The organism is Pseudomonas sp. NPDC077408, from assembly GCF_050269105.1.
Taxonomy (GTDB): domain Bacteria; phylum Pseudomonadota; class Gammaproteobacteria; order Pseudomonadales; family Pseudomonadaceae; genus Stutzerimonas.
On sequence record NZ_JBNNHS010000002.1, the window covers coordinates 118,904 to 135,529 of the forward strand.

Consider the following 16,626-nt stretch of genomic DNA (forward strand, 5'->3'; position numbering starts at 1 on the left):
TTATTTTCGTGTCCGCTATGACCTTTGTTTATCTGATAGCCGGTCTGGTACTTCTCGTTGCCGGGGCCGAGGTGTTGGTGCGGGGCGCAGCCAAACTGGCCGCTCAGTTCGGTATCCCCCCGCTGATCATCGGCCTCACCGTGGTCGCCTTTGGCACCAGCGCACCGGAAACCGCAGTTAGCGTGCAGGCTGCTCTCAACGGCAGCGGCGACATCGCCATTGGCAACGTACTCGGCAGCAACATCGCCAACGTTCTGCTGATTCTCGGCGTGACGTCGCTGGTCGCACCGCTGATCGTCTCCCGCCAGCTGATTCGACTCGACGTGCCCATCATGATCGGTGCCAGTCTGGTCACCTATGCCCTGGCGTGGGATGGCTCGCTCAGCCGCCTTGACGGTGCACTGCTGTTTTCAGCGGTGATCGGTTACACGCTGTTTCTGATCATCAGCAGCCGTCGTGCCACTGCTGCGGCCACAGCCGACGACGAGTTCTCCAAGGAGTTCGGTCTCGACGAAACACCCAAACGTTATGCCTCTCTGATTAACGCCGGCCTGGTGGTTGCCGGTCTGGTTCTGCTGGTGACCGGCTCGAATTTTCTGGTGGAAGGAGCCGTGTCCCTGGCTCGCGCCTTGGGTCTATCGGAACTGGTCATCGGCCTGACGGTGATCGCTATCGGCACCTCGCTGCCGGAACTGGCTACGTCAATCCTCGCGGCCATACGCGGTGAACGCGATATCGCCGTCGGCAATATCGTCGGTAGCAACATCTTCAATCTGCTTTGCGTGCTGGGGCTGGCCTCGCTGGTATCACCCGATGCGATCAGCGTAGCTGCCAATGCATTGGCTTTCGACTTCCCGGTCATGATCGCCGTCGCCCTGGCTTGCCTGCCGATCTTCTTTAGCGGTTACGCCATCAATCGCTGGGAAGGTCTGCTTTTCGTCGCGTACTACGTCGCCTATACCCTCTATCTGGTGCTGGTCAGCACCGGCCGCCCGTTGGCCGAAGTGTTCGGTGACGCCATGATCGGCTATGTGCTGCCGCTGACTGCGGTGACCCTGGTGGTGATTGCCGGTCGGGCCTGGAAGACCCAGCGCGCCTGATGCTCACGCCGGCTGGTCAGATCCAGCCGGCCCAGCCCAGGAGGAACAACCCGACATTGATCGTCAACGCCGCGCCGAGCGTGGTGATGACGATGATGGTAGCGGCCAACTGATGGTTGGAATTAACCGCCCGCGCCATAACGAAGCTGGACGATGCCGTCGGGCAGCCGAAGTAGAGAAACAGGATTCCCAGTTCAGCGCCGCGAAAGCCACATAGCCAGGCGCCTAGCGTCGCCAACGCCGGAAACCAGACCATCTTCATCAGGCTCGAGCTCATCGCAACGCTGCTGCTTTCGCGCAACACCGAAATCGACAGCGTGCCGCCAATGCAGATCAGAGCGAGCGGCAACGTCAGCTGGGCGAAATACTGACCAGATGTCATCAGCCAGTCGGGCAATGCGATTTGCCAGTAGGCGAAAGGGATCGCCGCAGTCACCCCGATAATCAGCGGGTTGCGCAAGATGCTGCGAATGATCGCCCCGGCGTCGGCCTGGCCATCCGGGCTATAGATCGCCAGCACCACCGCGGACAGGCTGTTGTACAAAAGGATCACCAGACCAGCCAGCACACCGCCTAGTGACAGCCCGTAGTCTCCGTAGAGGCTGGTCGCCAACGCCAGTCCCACCACTCCGTTATTGCCGCGGAAGGCGCCTTGAACATAGACGCCGCGGTCGGCGACCGGACAGCGCCAAAGCGCCCAGGCCCACGCCAGCAGAAATCCTCCCACCGTAGCGGCAACGTAATAGACGAGCAGTGTTGGCTGAAGCGCGGCGCTCAGGTCCGCCTTGATGACCGAAAGGAACAGCAGGGTTGGCATCGTGGCTTTGAACACCAGCGTTGATGCGGTGTGAATGAACGCACCATCGATCAAGCGCAGGCGCATCAACGCGACGCCGATGAAGAGCATCACGAATACCGGAGCGGTGACGCTCAGGGTCTGCAGAACCATGGGCAGCATGGCGAGGCTCGAAAAGAAGAGTCAGGACGGAACGATACGGTAATGAACATGCCGGATCGAGCCATGGCCAGCTATCGATCCGGCATTGAACGAGCGCTGCGCCAAGGGCAGAAACCAATGGCGCTGGCTTGTATGACGATCAGCGCCGCACGGGACGCTTCTGCAGTTTGCGCTGCAGGGTGCGACGGTGCATCCCTAGCGCGCGAGCGGTAGCGGAAATATTGCCGTCGTGCTCGGCAAGCACTCGCTGGATGTGCTCCCACTGCAGGCGATCCACCGACATGGGGTTTTCCGGCACCAGCGTATCCAGATCGGCATGTTTCGAGAGCAATGCTGCCAGCACGTCGTCTGCGTCGGCGGGCTTGCACAGGTAGTTGCATGCTCCGCGCTTGATCGCTTCCACGGCGGTGGCGATGCTCGAATACCCGGTCAGGATCAGCACCTTCATTTCCGGGTCCAGCTCGAGAAGTTTAGGGAGCAGCACCAGCCCGGAGTCCCCCTCCATTTTCAGGTCCAGCACCGCGTAATCAGGTAGCTCCTGCTTGGCCATCTCCAGGCCTTCTTCCGCCGACCCGGCAATGCTGACGTGCAGACCGCGGCGGCTCATGGCGCGTGCCATGACGCGAGTAAAGGTCGGGTCGTCGTCTACCAGCAGCAGATGAGGCTGTTCTTCGCCTTCGTGCTGCAACTCTTCGGTCATGTTTGCATTCCTCGCGTAATGATCACGTCTGATCAGGCCCGAACCGAGCCATGCGGCAGACGCAGCTCGGTCAGGGTGCCACCCTCTTCGTGATTGTAAAGCTTCACAGTGCCACCGGCGCGCGTAACGCTCGCCTGACTCAGGAACAGGCCAAGACCAAACCCCTTGCCTTTGGTTGTGATGAACGGCCTGCCGATCTGTTCGGCGATCGCCAGCGGTACACCCGCGCCGTGGTCGCGGATGGTCAATCTGATCCACTGTGCGTCCCAATCCAGACGAATGTCCAGGTTGTCCGGGCTGGCATCGGTGGCGTTGTTCAGCAGGTTGAGCAGCGATTGCCCCAGATCCGCTGGGGGCATCAGGCGCGGCGGAGTGCCTTTGCCCAGGCACTGGAAACGATAGGTGGCTTCCGGATGCATCAGATGCCAGCGCTGCAACACCGACTCGACCCACTCACGTACGGTCTGTTCGACGATGGCCTGGCGACGATCGGCTTCAGCCGCACGGACCAGCTGGCGCAGGCTGTCTTTGCACAACTGAACCTGCGATTGCAGCAATGCCAAGTCCTCGCTGAGCTCCGCAGGCTCCTTGTAATCCTGACGCAACTCCTTGAGCAGCACACTCATGGTCGCCAATGGCGTGCCCAGCTCATGAGCGGCTCCCGCAGCCTGTGTCGCCACGGCCAACAGCTGCTGGTCGCGCATGCTTTCTTCACGACGCTGAGCTTGAAGCTGCTCCTGACGGCGCAGTTGTTCGGCCATGCGCGCCACGAAAAAAGTGATCAGCGCCGCCGCCAGCGCAAAACTCAGCCACATGCCATAGACCAGCAGCGTGGTGCGATCGACCGGCGGCACGATGACCGGGTCGTACCACACCAGCATCAAGGTGTATCCAGCAAGCGCGAGTCCGGACAACGCCACCGAATACAGCCACGGCAGCGTTGCCGCCGCAATGGTAAGCGGCACCAGGTAGTAAGAAACGAACGGATTGGTCGAGCCACCTGAGTAATACAGCAGGGCGCTGTGGATCAACAGATCGGTCGCCAGGTGCCCGGCATATTCAAGCTCCGTCACCGGCCAAGGTCCGCGCAGCCGCAACGCCGTACCCAGACAGATCAGCGCTGAAACACCAAGCGTGACCCCCAGATGAAACCAGGGCAGACCGAACAGCTGGGTGGCGTAGGCGAGCCCTACCGCACCGGCTTGGGCAGCCAGCACGAGAACGCGGATCAGGGTGAGCAGACGGAGATTCTGGCGGCTGGCAGACAGCAGGTGAACGGATGCGTACATGGGGTCTCCAAAGGAGCCACGAGTATAACCAAGCCGCCCGAAACACAGCCTGTCTGCGGCAACGCGCCGCACGGAAAAACTGCGCACTGGCGAGCAAAGGGCTAAAGTCTTTGCGCCGCACCGTTGGTGCCCTCGAATTCAGGAGTTTCCATGTTCGTTTCCGTTCCGCGCAGCATTGCGCTGTTGGCCTGCATAGCCTGCCTTCCCGCTGTAGCCGACGAGCAACATTACAATCAGATTTCCCTGCGCGCCGAGGCCAGCAGCGAGGTCGCCCAGGACCGCATGCATGTAACGCTGTTCACCGAGTCGCAGCACGAGGACCCGGCGCAGCTGGCAGCGCAGACGACTAGGACGATGAACAAGGCACTGCAGCGCGCCCGGCAGGCGAAAGAGGTCGAAGTGAGTCAGGGCAGCCGTAGCAGTTACCCCGTCTATGAGGAAAAGGGTCAGCAGATCACCGCTTGGCGTGAACGCGCCGAACTGCGCCTGGAAAGTGGAGACTTCGCCGCGCTCTCCAAGCTCACCGGAGAGCTGATGCAAGACCTGAAGATGGGCAGCATGCATTTCAGCGTGTCTGACTCGATCCGCCAACAGAACGAAGACGCCTTACTCAAAGATGCGGTAACTGCCTTCCGCGCCCGCGCGCAGCTGGCGACCGAGGCGCTGGGCGGCAACGACTACAAGATCGTCAGCCTCAACCTCACTAGCGCCGGCAATTTTCAGCCCGAGATGATGCGCAGCGTGTCGATGAAGAGCATGGACGCCATGCCTACGCCGGATGTAGAAGCCGGCACCCGGCAGATCAGTATCAATGCCGATGGTGTGATCGAAGTGCAGATGCCCTGAAGCCATCTCACGCGGCCCACAGTGGGCCGCGTCTAGGTATTACGGCTAGCAACAAGCGTCGACGATGATCACCAGACCACGTTGATAAAACGCTAGAACCAGCCTGATGCCAGACACAAAAACGCCGCGAACTTCGCGGCGTTTTGCATGGCGATGACGCTTAGATGTAGTAGGCCTTCAGCGGCGGGAAGCCATTGAACTCCACGGCGCTGTAGCTAGTGGTGTAAGCACCGGTGGACAGCCAGTACATGCGATCCCCGATGGCCAGGTTCAGCGGCAGGCCGTACTTGTAGTTCTCGTACATGATGTCGGCGCTGTCACAAGTCGGGCCGGCGATGACCACTTCTTCCATCTCGCCCTTCTTCTCGGTCCAGATCGGGAACTTGATGGCTTCGCCCATGGTTTCGATCAGGCCGGAGAACATGCCGACGTCCGTGTAGACCCAACGCTCGACGGCGGTACGCGATTTACGCGCCACCAGCACCACTTCACTGACCAGGATGCCGGCGTTGGCGATCAGCGAGCGGCCCGGCTCGAGAATGATTTCCGGCAGCTCATCACCGAAGTCTTCCTTGAGGAAGCGGATGATTTCTTCGGCATAGGTTTCAAGGCTGTTGGTGCGGGTGATGTAGTTGGCCGGGAAGCCGCCACCCATGTTGATCATCTTCAGCTCGATGCCGTCTTCTTCCTTCAGGCGCTCGAAGATCACCTTGACCTTGGCAATCGCGGCGTCCCATACGGAGATGTCGCGCTGCTGCGACCCAACATGGAAGGAGATACCGTAGGGTTCCAGCTTCAACTGACGGGCCAGGATCAACAGATCCATGGCCATGTCGGTCTGGCAGCCGAACTTGCGCGACAGGGGCCAATCGGCGGTAGTCGAACCTTCAGTCAAGATGCGCACGTAGACTTTCGAGCCCGGTGCGGCCTTGGCGATGTTGCGCAGGTCGGCTTCCGAGTCGGTGGCGAACATGCGCACGCCCTTGTCGTAGAAGTAGCGGATGTCCTTGGCTTTCTTGATGGTGTTGCCGTAGCTGATGCGCTCCGGGCCGACACCGCGGGACATCACCTTGTCCAGCTCATAGATGGACGCGATGTCGAAGCTCGAGCCCTTATCGCGCAGCAGATCGATGATTTCGACCGCAGGGTTGGCCTTCACGGCGTAGTAGACCTTGGCGAAGTCGAAACCGGCGCGCAGATCGTCGTACGCCTTGTCGATGGTTGCGGTATCGATGACCACGAACGGTGTTTCGTGCTGGTCAGCGAAGGTCTTCATCTTCTGAAAGGTGGATTGGGAATAGTAATCTTCGATCTTGATCGACATGCATGGCTCCAAATCGGGAAACGTAAAATCGGATTAGGGGTGAGCAAGAACGCCTGATCAGTTTCCCCACTTTGGTTCGCCTACTTCCCAAGGCATGTCGCCGAGTATCACGGCCAGGCCGTCGCAGCCGGTGCGTTGGCCTGGTGAATCTCTCGTCGTCAGTACTTGAGCCGGATGGATCGTTGCCAGCATGGACGTTCGGGCGCGAACTGTAGAACCACTGCTGTTCCAGATCAATGAAAAATCCGCGCTCGCTCCGTTTTCTGCCCCATCGGCGAACCTACCCTATTCAAACCGACCGATATGACGCAGGGATGTTCCTCCGACGAGACGCAAGGTCTCCGTCCTCGGCATGCTCAACACGGATTTACAACCGCCAACACGATGCGCAAACCGCGCCAAAGTCCCGAATTCTTCGCGACCGCAATGACTCCCCTCACCTCACCGGTTTTTTCGAGCCAGTGACCATGGCGTCCAGGCGCGATGACCCGACTGGCGGAGCAGAAGCCAATCGTCGGCGCCTCATTCAAGCGCCAGCCCTGTACGCCGGGGAGCCAGCGGATACGCCAAGCCAGCTCGGCGGCTTTGCTTTATAATCGCCGGCTTTTTCCGACACGTTTTCATACCGGGACCGCCATGACCTCTCAGGCCGCCGAAGTCGCGAAGCGCCGCACCTTCGCCATCATTTCCCACCCCGACGCGGGCAAGACCACCATCACCGAAAAGTTGCTGCTGATGGGCAAGGCCATTGCCGTGGCCGGTACCGTGAAGTCGCGTAAATCCGACCGCCACGCGACCTCCGACTGGATGGAAATGGAAAAGCAGCGCGGCATCTCCATCACCACCTCGGTCATGCAATTCCCCTACCGCGAGCACATGATCAACCTGCTCGACACCCCCGGTCACGAAGACTTCTCGGAAGACACCTACCGCACCTTGACCGCAGTGGACTCGGCACTGATGGTCCTCGACGGAGGTAAGGGCGTCGAGCCGCGCACCATCGCCCTGATGGATGTCTGCCGGCTGCGCGACACACCCATCGTCAGCTTTATCAACAAGCTCGACCGCGACATCCGCGACCCCATCGAACTGCTCGACGAGATCGAGGCGGTGCTTAAGATCAAGGCCGCGCCGATCACCTGGCCGATCGGCTGCTACCGTGACTTCAAGGGCGTGTATCACCTCAAGGACGACTACATCATCGTCTACACGCCAGGCCACGGCCACGAACGCACCGACGTCAAGATCATCGAGAAGCTCGACTCCGACGAGGCGCGCAAGCACATTGGCGACGAATACGACCGCTTCGTCGAACAGCTGGAGCTGGTCCAGGGTGCCTGCCACGAGTTCGACCAGGACGAATTCATCAAGGGCCAGCTGACCCCGGTGTTCTTCGGCACCGCACTCGGCAACTTTGGTGTGGATCACGTTCTCGACTCTATCGTGGACTGGGCGCCGCGCCCGCTGCCACGCGCCGCGAACGAGCGCGTAGTCGAGCCGACCGAGGAAAAATTCACCGGCTTTGTGTTCAAGATCCAGGCAAACATGGACCCCAAGCACCGTGACCGCATCGCCTTCATGCGTATCTGCTCGGGCAAGTACGACAAAGGCATGAAGCTGCGCCACGCACGCATCGGCAAGGACATCCGCATCGCCGACGCCCTGACCTTCTTCTCCAGCGAGCGTGAACAGCTGGAAGAAGCCTGGGCAGGCGACATCATCGGCTTGCACAACCACGGCACCATCCAGATCGGCGACACCTTTACCGAAGGCGAAAACCTGGGCTTTACCGGTATCCCGCACTTCGCTCCGGAGCTGTTCCGCCGCGTGCGCCTGAAGGATCCGCTGAAGTCCAAGCAGCTGCGCCAGGGCCTGCAGGAGCTCGCCGAGGAAGGCGCCACCCAGGTGTTCTTCCCCGAGCGCAACAACGACATCATCCTCGGCGCGGTCGGCGTGCTGCAGTTCGACGTTGTCGCGAGCCGGTTGAAGGAGGAATACAAGGTCGAGTGCGCGTATGAGGCAATCAACGTCTGGTCTGCCCGCTGGATTGAGTGCGATAACGAGAAGAAGCTGAAGGAATTCAGCGACAAGGCCTACGAGAACCTGGCGGTCGACGGTGGCGGCCACCTGACCTATCTGGCCCCGACACGGGTCAACCTGAGCCTGATGGAAGAGCGTTGGCCGGATGTGAAGTTCAGGGCGACGCGGGAGCATCATTAAGGGGACCGGTCTTGCCGGGGCGGATTCGGCCAGGATCATGAGCGCTTCGGTATCCCCATGATCGCCAGCAAGCTGGCTCCTACGAAAAGCTAAGGCAAATGTATTTACCCTGTAGGAGCCAGCTTGCGGGCGATCCTCATGTGAAATCAGAGCGACTCGGGAGCGTCATTAAGGGGACCGGTTTTGCCGGGGCGGATTCGGCCAGGAACATGAGCGCTTCGGTATCCCCATGATCGCCAGCAAGCTGGCTCCTACAGGATGTGACCACTCTGGCTTTTCGTAGGAGCCAGCTTGCTGGCGATCCGGGCCACCTCAACGCACGACTGAATAGCTGGATCCACATGGAGGTGGATATGCCAAGCCGATTCAACCACCGTGGCCACGCATTGCGTCGGGGCAGACATTCCGAACCGGGTCAGGTTTACCTGTTGACCGCGGTAACAGAGCGACGCAAATCAGTCTTCACCGACCCGCTGCTAGCCCGAGTGCTGGTGAGGGAAATGCGCCATATCCATGACGAATACCACGTCGAATCATTAGCCTGGGTCGTCATGCCGGATCATGTTCACTGGCTGATCGAACTGGGCTCAGCGCCGTTGCCAAAAGTGGTCCAGCGTTTCAAGTCCCGCAGCGCAATAGCCATCAACCGCATTACAGGCGAAACGGGCGCCCGGATCTGGCAGCGGGGGTTTCACGATCGTGCGCTGCGCCAAGATGAAGATCTGATCGACGCTGCGCGGTACATCGTTGCCAACCCGTTGCGGGCGGAACTGGTGAGCCGGATTGGCGATTATTTATGGTGGGATGCGGTTTGGTTGTAAGGCTCAGCGCGGGGGCGGCTGATCGCCAGCAAGCTGGCTCCTACAAGAGCAGATGTTTTACCTATTTGCGCGGCCCTTCTAGTCTGCAGGCGCGATAAAGACGCATCCCGTAGGAAGTGAGCCATGATCGCCAGCAAGCAGGCTCCTACGGAAAGCTAAGGCGATTGCATTCACCTTGTAGGAGCCAGCTTGCTGGCGATCCCAAACGCCCCGCACAACCGACACGTCAAGGGCTCGCGCTATTGGAAGGCAGCCTACTACCTACCGCCCCAAATCAACCCCGATCACCAACGGATCATGATCGGACGCCCGATAAGGCCCGGCGCTGTACAGCATCGATTGCTGGCGTGGCGTCTTGAATTCGAGGTTGTAATCCAGCACCCGCGGCTCGTCGGCATTGATGTGCCATTCGGTTGCGCCGCGCACCCGTGGCGTCAGGCTGGTGCTGGCCAGGCCGTGGTCGAGGTAGCCGGACTGGCCGGAGAACACGTAGGAATACGCTTCGCCCTCGCCGAAGGTCGCCAGCAGATCGGTGTAGCCGGACGCCCGGATCACATTGATCGGATCCTCCTTCGCATAGGCGTTCAGGTCGCCGATGATCAGCCGATCCGGATCGTAGGAACGCGTGGGATCACGGCCCAGCCAGGCGACCAGCGCCTGGGCGGCGCGAACACGGGTCAGGTTGCAGTTGCCCTGGCCGTCACCCATGTCATTGTCACCCAAGTCGTCGCAGCTGGAGCCCTTGGACTTGAGGTGGTTGACCGCCACCGTCAGACGTTCCCCGCTACGGCGTTCGCGGAAGGTCTGCGCCAGCACCGGGCGGTTGCGCGTGTCGTTGAAGCGCGGGTCGACCGAGCCATCCAGCACCGCCGCATCCTTGTGCGGGCTGACCATGTCCTGGCGGTAGACCAGGCCGACGGCAATTGCGTCGGTACCGAGCCGTTCGCGTTTCGGATCGATGAACGCGTAGCGGTCCCCGCTCCGTGACGCCGCATTGAGGCCGGCCACCAGATCGGCAATGGCGCTGTGCTCGCCATATCCGTCATTCTCGATCTCCATCAGGCCGATGATGTGGGCATCTGCACCCAGAATCGCGGCGATGATCTTGTCGCGCTGGCGGTTGAACTCTTCACGGGTATCTGCGCCCCGCGAGGTGGGGAAACCTGCGCCACGACCGTCGCCGTTGAAGTAGTTGAGTACATTGAAACTCGCCACGCGCAAGCGACCCTCGATGGGCTTTGGCGCCTCCGGCCTGGGGTTTGCCGCAACGAAGTTCGGAGCTTGGGTCGGCTGGATGCGATAGCTTCCGGCCAGGTAATGCAGCACACCCTGCACGTCGGTGACTTCATAGCCCACACGCAGCGTGCGGTAGGCGTCGAGTTCCGGTGAGGGGTAGCGAATCGGATCGGGATTCTGACCACTGCGGCCGTCATCCAGCACGATCTGGTTGAGGTCATTCTGTGCCTGTAGCTGTCGGGCCGGCTCGCCGGGCGAGACCTTGTTGGTGGGTATCCACAGCCGACCGCCGGACGACAGCACCAGCTCGCCGTAACGTCCCAGGTTGTAGGCCTCGCTGACCGTAAGCGGCTGGGCGAAGCGGACCTGCATGCCCTCGTAACGCTCCAGTGCATCGGGCGCCGACAGCGGCAGGCTGATCTGCACCATGCTTGGCAGCGGCTGCGCGTGGGCCAGAACACTGACCTGAGGCGCGGTCAGCTCGGTGAGGCCGTTGTATTCAGCGACCAGCCCACGCACCTGGACCCGATCGCCAACCTGCACATCCAACCCGTTGCCCGAACCGAAGACATACAGCCCCTCGGAAGTCCGCAGATCGTCGTCCGTCTCGTTATCTGGCGCCTGGATAAAGAAGCCGCCCAGCTCGCTCTCGCCCTGGAAGTCGGCGACCACGATGCCTTCCACCGTGACGCGCTGGTTGACCAGCGGGCTGAGGTCGCCAGCGCCTTGTACTTCGGCAATGGAACGCCGGCCTGCGTCGTCGCCACCGGGTTCACCTTCGCCGTACTGGCCAAGCTGGGCGAAGGTGTTGGCCGCATAGCCCTGCCATTCGGTGGCCGGATCGAAGGCATCACTGGGGTCCTGATCGCCGACCCGGACTGACGTTTTGCGGGTCAGCGTACGATCGGCCGTCTGCGTCTGTCCCGATCCCCATGCGCTGCCTGGATCGAAACCGAGCTGGCCGATGCTGTCCAGGATTTCACCTGAAGGGTCGCGAAGCACGATGGCATCGTCGCCGTTGTACCAACTACCGCTGCCGCGCTGATTCGCCTTGGCCTGCAACGCCGGGTCGCCGCTTTCATGAGCCAGCACATGCACCGCTCCCGGCGCCACTTCACCAACCAGAGCGATGCTCCGCCCGCTGCTGGTCGAACCATTGAAATAGAAGTCGACCCGGTAGCCGTCCAGCGAGACCGCCGTCTCGCCGGTGTTGTAGAACTCCAGCGCCTTGTTGTTGCCGCTGCCCTCCACATACTCGGAAATCAGCAGCTCGGCGGACGCCATGGAGTGCACGCCCATTGCGGCGATTGCCAGCAGGGCGGCGGTGAGCGGGTGCGGCTTGAAGCGGTCGTTGCAGCGCATGGATGTCGCTCCCTGGTATCAGGCGTGTTGGGGTTCGAGGGTTTTGGAAAAGACAGAGGCACCGTCAATATCGCGAAGGGTGACGCTCAGGGTGCCGCTGCGGGAATCGATCTCGACTTCACCGAAGAACTGGAAACCGGCATAGGGCGATGCGTTGGCATAGGCCGGGGCCTTCTGGAAGACCAGCTCCGGTCCGAAGGTGGCATCCAGTGGATTGGGGCCGAAGCTGCCTGCATTGAGGGGTCCGGCAACGAACTCCCAGAACGGATCGAAATCCTGAAATAGCGCGCGGTTTGGATGGTAGTGATGCGCTGCGCAATAGTGAACGTCAGCAGTCAGCCAGACAGTGTTGCGCACGCGGTATTTGCGCAGGTAACCCAGCAGTTCGGCGATTTCCAGCTCGCGCCCGGCTGCCGGCCCGTCCTGTCCGTTGGCGATCGCCTCCCAGCGCGCCCTGCCAGCAGCGTCCTTACCGTCTGGTACGTGCAGGCCGATGGGCATGTCGGCTGCAATCACCTTCCAGGTGGCGCGTGAGCGGCGCAGTTCGCGCTTGAGCCAAGCCAGCTGTTCCCGGCCAAGGAAGGTCGTATCCGGCCCTTGCTCGGGTTGCAGATTGTGGGTATTGGGGCCGCGATAGCTGCGCATGTCCAGCACGAACACGTCCAGCTGCGGGCCATAGGCGATCTTGCGGAAGACACGGCCCGTCGCGTCGCGGCCGACGAGGCGCATCGGCGCGTACTCGAGGAATGCCTGACGACCGCGACGTGCCAGCAGCTCGATGTCCTTGACCTGATAGCGCTCGTCCAGCTCCTTGCCGGGCGACCAGTTGTTGGTAACTTCATGGTCGTCCCACTGCCAGATCTGCGGCACTTCGGCGTTGAACTGACGCAGGTTGTGGTCGAGCAGGTTGTAGCGGTAGTTGCCGCGAAACTCATCCAGCGTCTCGGCCACCTTGGTCTTGGCCTCGGTGACGATGTTGCGCCAGAGTCGCCCGTTCTCGGCCTCCACTTCGGCCTGGATCACGCCGTCGGCGTAGATGGCGTCGCCACTCTGAATGAAGAAGTCAGGATGCCGTTGACGCATCGCTTCGTAGATGCGCATGCCGCCGAAATCAGCATTGATGCCCCAACCCTGGCCGCAGGTATCGCCGCCCCAGACGAAACGGATATCCCGCGCGCGCCTGGGTGCAGTGCGCAGATGGCCCATCCAGGGTTCGCTGCGAACATGGTCGCGGGCGTCCTCAAAACTGGCGCGGTAGAAGATCGACTGATCCGACGGCAACCCACGCAGATCGATACGCGCGGTGAAGTCGAGTCGTTCATCGGTGACCGGCGAAACCATCCGCCGAGCGTTGTTAAAGCCACTGCTGGTATCCCACTCCACCACCAGCCGCGCCGGGCGATCGCAGCGGCTCCAGATCACGGCACGATCAGCCAGCACGTCACCGGACTGCACGCCATCGGTGATCCAGGGCCGCGCAGTGGGTGCTGCGATGATTGCAGGTGATACGCCGAGGGCTGGCAGCGCCAGGCCAGCACCGATGCCTTGAACAAGTCGGCGGCGTGTCTGGTCGAGTTCGGGTTTGGTTGATTCGGTCATGGTCGTCCCCTTCAACGGATGCTGGAAGAAGGGTTTAAGCGAGCCGCTTGACAGAACCGTGACGCCCGGACGAACGGTCGTCAATAAATCGGCTTTACTGCAGGCCGCCGCCGTGCGCGACCTTGTAGTAATCGTAAATAACTGGCGTGTTCAACGATCGAGATACCGCCCACACTCAACGCTTCGGCGATCGGTTATGTTCGCGATATCAAGGCCAGGGGTTACACCATGAAGCGTTTTTTGTTCGTCTTTGCCTTTATCACGTCCTCTGCTCAGGCAGGCGTGCTGATCAACAGCCCGTACTGGGTCGTTGGCCTGAGCTGCTCCAACAATCAGGAGTGCTATGCCGCCAGTAACGGTAGCTATACCGGTTCGTTGAATGGTGCGCGGCGCTTCGACGACCAGGCACAGGCCGTTAAGTTTTTAAACAGCCTGACGTCCAGCCTGCGAGACAAGTCCCCACGTATTGAGCAACATACGGAACAGCACTGCGTAGAGCCCAGCCAGAATCGCAACTACAACGGGCGGCCCTGCTGAATGGCCGCTAGTACTGGCTGTTGGTAAGCACGATGGCTTTGCTATTGGATCGCAGCCTGTCCAGCCCATCACCTCCGCACTGCGAGAGGCTACGGGCTGACCATTAGGCCCGATGCCCGACCGATCTAGTTCGCATCATCTTCCTCGAGCGTCCAGGCGATCACCGAGTCGCCGATCTTCGTGCCGAACGAGCCGTGCCCCCCGGCCACCTGCACCACATACTGCTTACCGGTCTGCTCCGAGACGTAGGTCATCGGCGTGGCCTGGCCGCCCGCCGGTAACCGCCCTTTCCACAGTTCCTCTCCGGTCTGCAGGTCATAGGCGCGCAAGTAGTAGTCCAGCGTGCCGCTCATGAAAGCGACGCCGCCTGCCGTCACGATCGGACCGCCCAATGCTGGTGTGCCCACCGGGAAAGGAATGCCCAGCGGCGCACTGTCGCGGCTGGTGCCGTTCTTGTGCATCCAGACCTTCTTCATGGTGCGCAGGTCGACGGCGGTGACATAGCCCCACGGCGGGCTCTGGCAAGGCAGGCCGAGCACTGATAGCAGAGGCTTCAGACTGACCATGTAGGGCGCACCAAGGTTGGGTTGCAGGCCGGTTTCGCCGCCCCCGGTGCGCTCATTGGGATCGACCTCGCTGCGCTTGTACATCTTCGAGACGAACGCCAGGTAGTTCGGCGCGCCAAACAGCAACTGCCGACTCGGATCGACCGCCACGGACGGCCAGTTGAAGGTACCGACGTTGCCCGGATAAATCAGCGAGCCCTTTTCCGATGGCGGCGTGAAGTCGCCTTCATAGCGCAGCTTGCGGAACTGGATGCGGCACATCATCTGATCCAGCGGCGTGCCGCCCCACATGTCCTTCTCGTACAGCGGCTCCTGCGGCGCATAGGTCAGCGCCGAGACCGGCTGAGTGGGCGCGGTGAAGTCACCGTAATCGGTGCCCTGCGGAACAGGCACCTCGGTCACCGGCACGATGGGCTCACCGGTGCGCCGATCGAGCACATAGAGATCGCCGCGCTTGGTCGCCTGAATGATAGCCGGCACCTTGCCTTCGGGCCGGTCGATGTCGACCAGCGTCGGCTGGGAGGGCAGGTCGCGATCCCAGAGGTCATGGTGGACGGTCTGGAATTCCCAGCGGACTTTGCCGGTCTCCAGGTCCAGCGCAATCAGGGTGTCGGTGAAACGCTCGGCCTGGGCCGAGCGATCGATTGCCCACTGATCAGGGGTCTGGTTGCCGGAGGGGATGTAGACCAGGCCCAGCGCCTCGTCAGCGGTGGCCACCGTCCAGGAGTTCGGCGTGCTGCGCACGTAGGTTTCACCCGGTGGCAACGGTTCCGTGGCATCCGGGTTGCCCGGGTCGAAATTCCAGACCAGGCGGCCAGTTTTCACGTCGTAGGCACGAATCACGCCGCCGGGTGAATCCACGGCGCCGTTATCGGTAACCGAACCGCCGATGATCACCAGCTTTTCGGTCACCACCGGCGGCGAGGTGGGCAAGTAGACCCCTAGCGCCCCTTCACCCAGGCGCAGCTTCAGGTCGACGACACCGGCGTTGCCGAAGTCTTCGCAGGGCTTGCCGTCTTCCACATCGAGCGCGATCAACGTGGCATCGTTGGTGGGCAGGAACAGGCGCCGCTCGCAACGCGCCGCCGATTGATCCGGCTGGCCGCTGGTCGAACCCGGCGAGGGATAGCGAGTACCGTCGTGAAACGCCAGGCCGCGGCACGTCATGTGCTGGTAGTACTCGGCATCACGGTTGATGCTCGGGTCGAAGCGCCAGCGCTCCTCGCCCGTATCGGCGTCCAGGGCAATGGCGATGCTGTGAGGCGTGCAGATGAACAGGCTGTTGCCGACCTTGAGCGGAGTGACCTCGTAGGTGAACTCGCCGGGATCGTTCGGCCCCGGCAGATCACCCGTGTGGTATTCCCAGGCTTTCGTCAGCGTGCCGACGTTCTCGGGGGTGATCAGATCTGCCGTCGAATACCGGTCGCCCTGCTCTGATCCGCCGTAAGAAGGCCATTCGCTGTTGGAACGACCGGCCTGCCCCTGCGGATCGAGCCCCTGCATCTGCGCGTCGCTGAACTGGCCGTCGATCGAGTGGTAGTCCTGGGTCAACGAGTATCCCGCCATCAACGCCCCGGCCAGCAGGCCGAGCCCGAGCAAGCCACTGGCGCCGTCGCGCCAGACCAGCCGGTCGCTCACGTAGCGGTTTACGAAGGGCAGGATCAGCCAGAGGCCGAGGATGCACCAGAGGTCGATCCGCGGCGCCAGCTGCCACCAGTCGAAGCGCACCTCATAGAGGGTCCACGCCAGGGTCGCCAGCAACAGCGCGGCATACAGCCAGATCGCCGCGCGGCGTCGGGCAAACAGCAGGCCGGCCACGACCAGAAGACCGATGCCGGCCAGCAGGTAGTACCAGGAGCCGCCGAGCACAGCCAGGTACGCACCGCCGCCCGCCATCAGCACACCCAGCACCAGCACCACCACGGCGGTCAGGGTGATACGCAAGGGCCGAGGCCCATAATCGATACTCATGCAACACACTCCAAGCGGGACGTATTTATAAACAGGGAAAGCAAAAAGCCGGCGAAACTTCCTGTGACAAAGTTTCGTCCGGCTTTCAGTGGATACG

General features: G+C 61.5%; 12 protein-coding genes. 5 read left to right on the forward strand and 7 right to left on the reverse strand.

Annotated features, from left to right (window positions below):
• Positions 1–8 precede the first annotated feature (8 nt).
• Positions 9–1,100 carry a calcium/sodium antiporter gene (locus tag ACQKEK_RS05655; RefSeq protein WP_499141492.1) on the forward strand — a complete coding sequence of 364 codons (1,092 nt, stop codon included), beginning with the start codon at positions 9–11 and terminating at the stop codon, positions 1,098–1,100.
• A 16-nt stretch (positions 1,101–1,116) separates the two neighbouring features.
• Here the strand turns inward: ACQKEK_RS05655 and ACQKEK_RS05660 are convergent, their stop codons facing one another.
• The 3 genes from ACQKEK_RS05660 to ACQKEK_RS05670 form a co-directional block, all read right to left on the reverse strand.
• Complete coding sequence (locus ACQKEK_RS05660; protein ID WP_045424661.1) at positions 1,117–2,058, reverse strand: AEC family transporter; 942 nt, start codon at positions 2,056–2,058, stop codon at positions 1,117–1,119.
• A gap of 139 nt (positions 2,059–2,197) precedes the next feature.
• On the reverse strand, positions 2,198–2,758 hold the full coding sequence (locus tag ACQKEK_RS05665) for a response regulator transcription factor (RefSeq protein WP_045424659.1): 561 nt from the start codon (positions 2,756–2,758) through the stop codon (positions 2,198–2,200).
• A 32-nt stretch (positions 2,759–2,790) separates the two neighbouring features.
• Positions 2,791–4,047 carry an ATP-binding protein gene (locus ACQKEK_RS05670; RefSeq protein ID WP_045424657.1) on the reverse strand — a complete coding sequence of 419 codons (1,257 nt, stop codon included), beginning with the start codon at positions 4,045–4,047 and terminating at the stop codon, positions 2,791–2,793.
• A 150-nt stretch (positions 4,048–4,197) separates the two neighbouring features.
• Between ACQKEK_RS05670 and ACQKEK_RS05675 the strand changes: the two genes are divergently transcribed.
• Positions 4,198–4,893 (forward strand): SIMPL domain-containing protein, encoded by a 696-nt coding sequence (locus ACQKEK_RS05675; protein WP_499141494.1) that lies wholly within the window; start codon positions 4,198–4,200, stop codon positions 4,891–4,893.
• A 160-nt stretch (positions 4,894–5,053) separates the two neighbouring features.
• Here the strand turns inward: ACQKEK_RS05675 and ACQKEK_RS05680 are convergent, their stop codons facing one another.
• On the reverse strand, positions 5,054–6,217 hold the full coding sequence (locus ACQKEK_RS05680) for a type III PLP-dependent enzyme (RefSeq protein ID WP_128120064.1): 1,164 nt from the start codon (positions 6,215–6,217) through the stop codon (positions 5,054–5,056).
• 636 nt (positions 6,218–6,853) lie between these two features.
• Between ACQKEK_RS05680 and ACQKEK_RS05685 the strand changes: the two genes are divergently transcribed.
• Entirely contained in the window at positions 6,854–8,437 is a 1,584-nt protein-coding gene (locus ACQKEK_RS05685) for a peptide chain release factor 3 (protein ID WP_128120065.1), read from the forward strand.
• Between the two features lie 353 nt (positions 8,438–8,790).
• Positions 8,791–9,258, forward strand: a complete 468-nt coding sequence (locus ACQKEK_RS05690; RefSeq protein ID WP_499141496.1) for an REP-associated tyrosine transposase — start codon at positions 8,791–8,793, stop codon at positions 9,256–9,258.
• Positions 9,259–9,519: 261 nt separating this feature from the next.
• Here the strand turns inward: ACQKEK_RS05690 and ACQKEK_RS05695 are convergent, their stop codons facing one another.
• Both ACQKEK_RS05695 and ACQKEK_RS05700 read right to left on the reverse strand, forming a co-directional pair.
• Positions 9,520–11,856, reverse strand: coding sequence for an ExeM/NucH family extracellular endonuclease (locus tag ACQKEK_RS05695; protein WP_499141498.1), 2,337 nt, complete (start codon positions 11,854–11,856; stop codon positions 9,520–9,522).
• Between the two features lie 18 nt (positions 11,857–11,874).
• A complete protein-coding gene (locus tag ACQKEK_RS05700) occupies positions 11,875–13,455 on the reverse strand; it encodes an alkaline phosphatase D family protein (protein WP_499141499.1) in 1,581 nt (526 codons plus the stop codon).
• 228 nt (positions 13,456–13,683) lie between these two features.
• On the opposite strand from ACQKEK_RS05700, the gene ACQKEK_RS05705 reads away from it, so the two are divergent.
• On the forward strand, positions 13,684–13,992 hold the full coding sequence (locus ACQKEK_RS05705; protein WP_499141501.1) for a hypothetical protein: 309 nt from the start codon (positions 13,684–13,686) through the stop codon (positions 13,990–13,992).
• Between the two features lie 125 nt (positions 13,993–14,117).
• Here ACQKEK_RS05705 and ACQKEK_RS05710 read toward each other — a convergent pair whose 3' ends face one another.
• Positions 14,118–16,529, reverse strand: coding sequence for a membrane-bound PQQ-dependent dehydrogenase, glucose/quinate/shikimate family (locus ACQKEK_RS05710; protein WP_499141503.1), 2,412 nt, complete (start codon positions 16,527–16,529; stop codon positions 14,118–14,120).
• Positions 16,530–16,626: the final 97 nt, after the last annotated feature.

What these genes read in the sequence shown, in the direction of transcription:
- ACQKEK_RS05710 (WP_499141503.1), bottom strand. Translation starts at nt 16,529, where the DNA reads ATGAGTATCGATTATGGGCCTCGGCCCTTGCGTATCACCCTGACCGCC.
- ACQKEK_RS05670 (WP_045424657.1), bottom strand. Translation starts at nt 4,047, where the DNA reads ATGTACGCATCCGTTCACCTGCTGTCTGCCAGCCGCCAGAATCTCCGT.
- ACQKEK_RS05660 (WP_045424661.1), bottom strand. Translation starts at nt 2,058, where the DNA reads ATGCTGCCCATGGTTCTGCAGACCCTGAGCGTCACCGCTCCGGTATTC.
- ACQKEK_RS05675 (WP_499141494.1), top strand. Translation starts at nt 4,198, where the DNA reads ATGTTCGTTTCCGTTCCGCGCAGCATTGCGCTGTTGGCCTGCATAGCC.
- ACQKEK_RS05695 (WP_499141498.1), bottom strand. Translation starts at nt 11,856, where the DNA reads ATGCGCTGCAACGACCGCTTCAAGCCGCACCCGCTCACCGCCGCCCTG.
- ACQKEK_RS05700 (WP_499141499.1), bottom strand. Translation starts at nt 13,455, where the DNA reads ATGACCGAATCAACCAAACCCGAACTCGACCAGACACGCCGCCGACTT.
- ACQKEK_RS05685 (WP_128120065.1), top strand. Translation starts at nt 6,854, where the DNA reads ATGACCTCTCAGGCCGCCGAAGTCGCGAAGCGCCGCACCTTCGCCATC.
- ACQKEK_RS05680 (WP_128120064.1), bottom strand. Translation starts at nt 6,217, where the DNA reads ATGTCGATCAAGATCGAAGATTACTATTCCCAATCCACCTTTCAGAAG.
- ACQKEK_RS05690 (WP_499141496.1), top strand. Translation starts at nt 8,791, where the DNA reads ATGCCAAGCCGATTCAACCACCGTGGCCACGCATTGCGTCGGGGCAGA.
- ACQKEK_RS05665 (WP_045424659.1), bottom strand. Translation starts at nt 2,758, where the DNA reads ATGACCGAAGAGTTGCAGCACGAAGGCGAAGAACAGCCTCATCTGCTG.
- ACQKEK_RS05705 (WP_499141501.1), top strand. Translation starts at nt 13,684, where the DNA reads ATGAAGCGTTTTTTGTTCGTCTTTGCCTTTATCACGTCCTCTGCTCAG.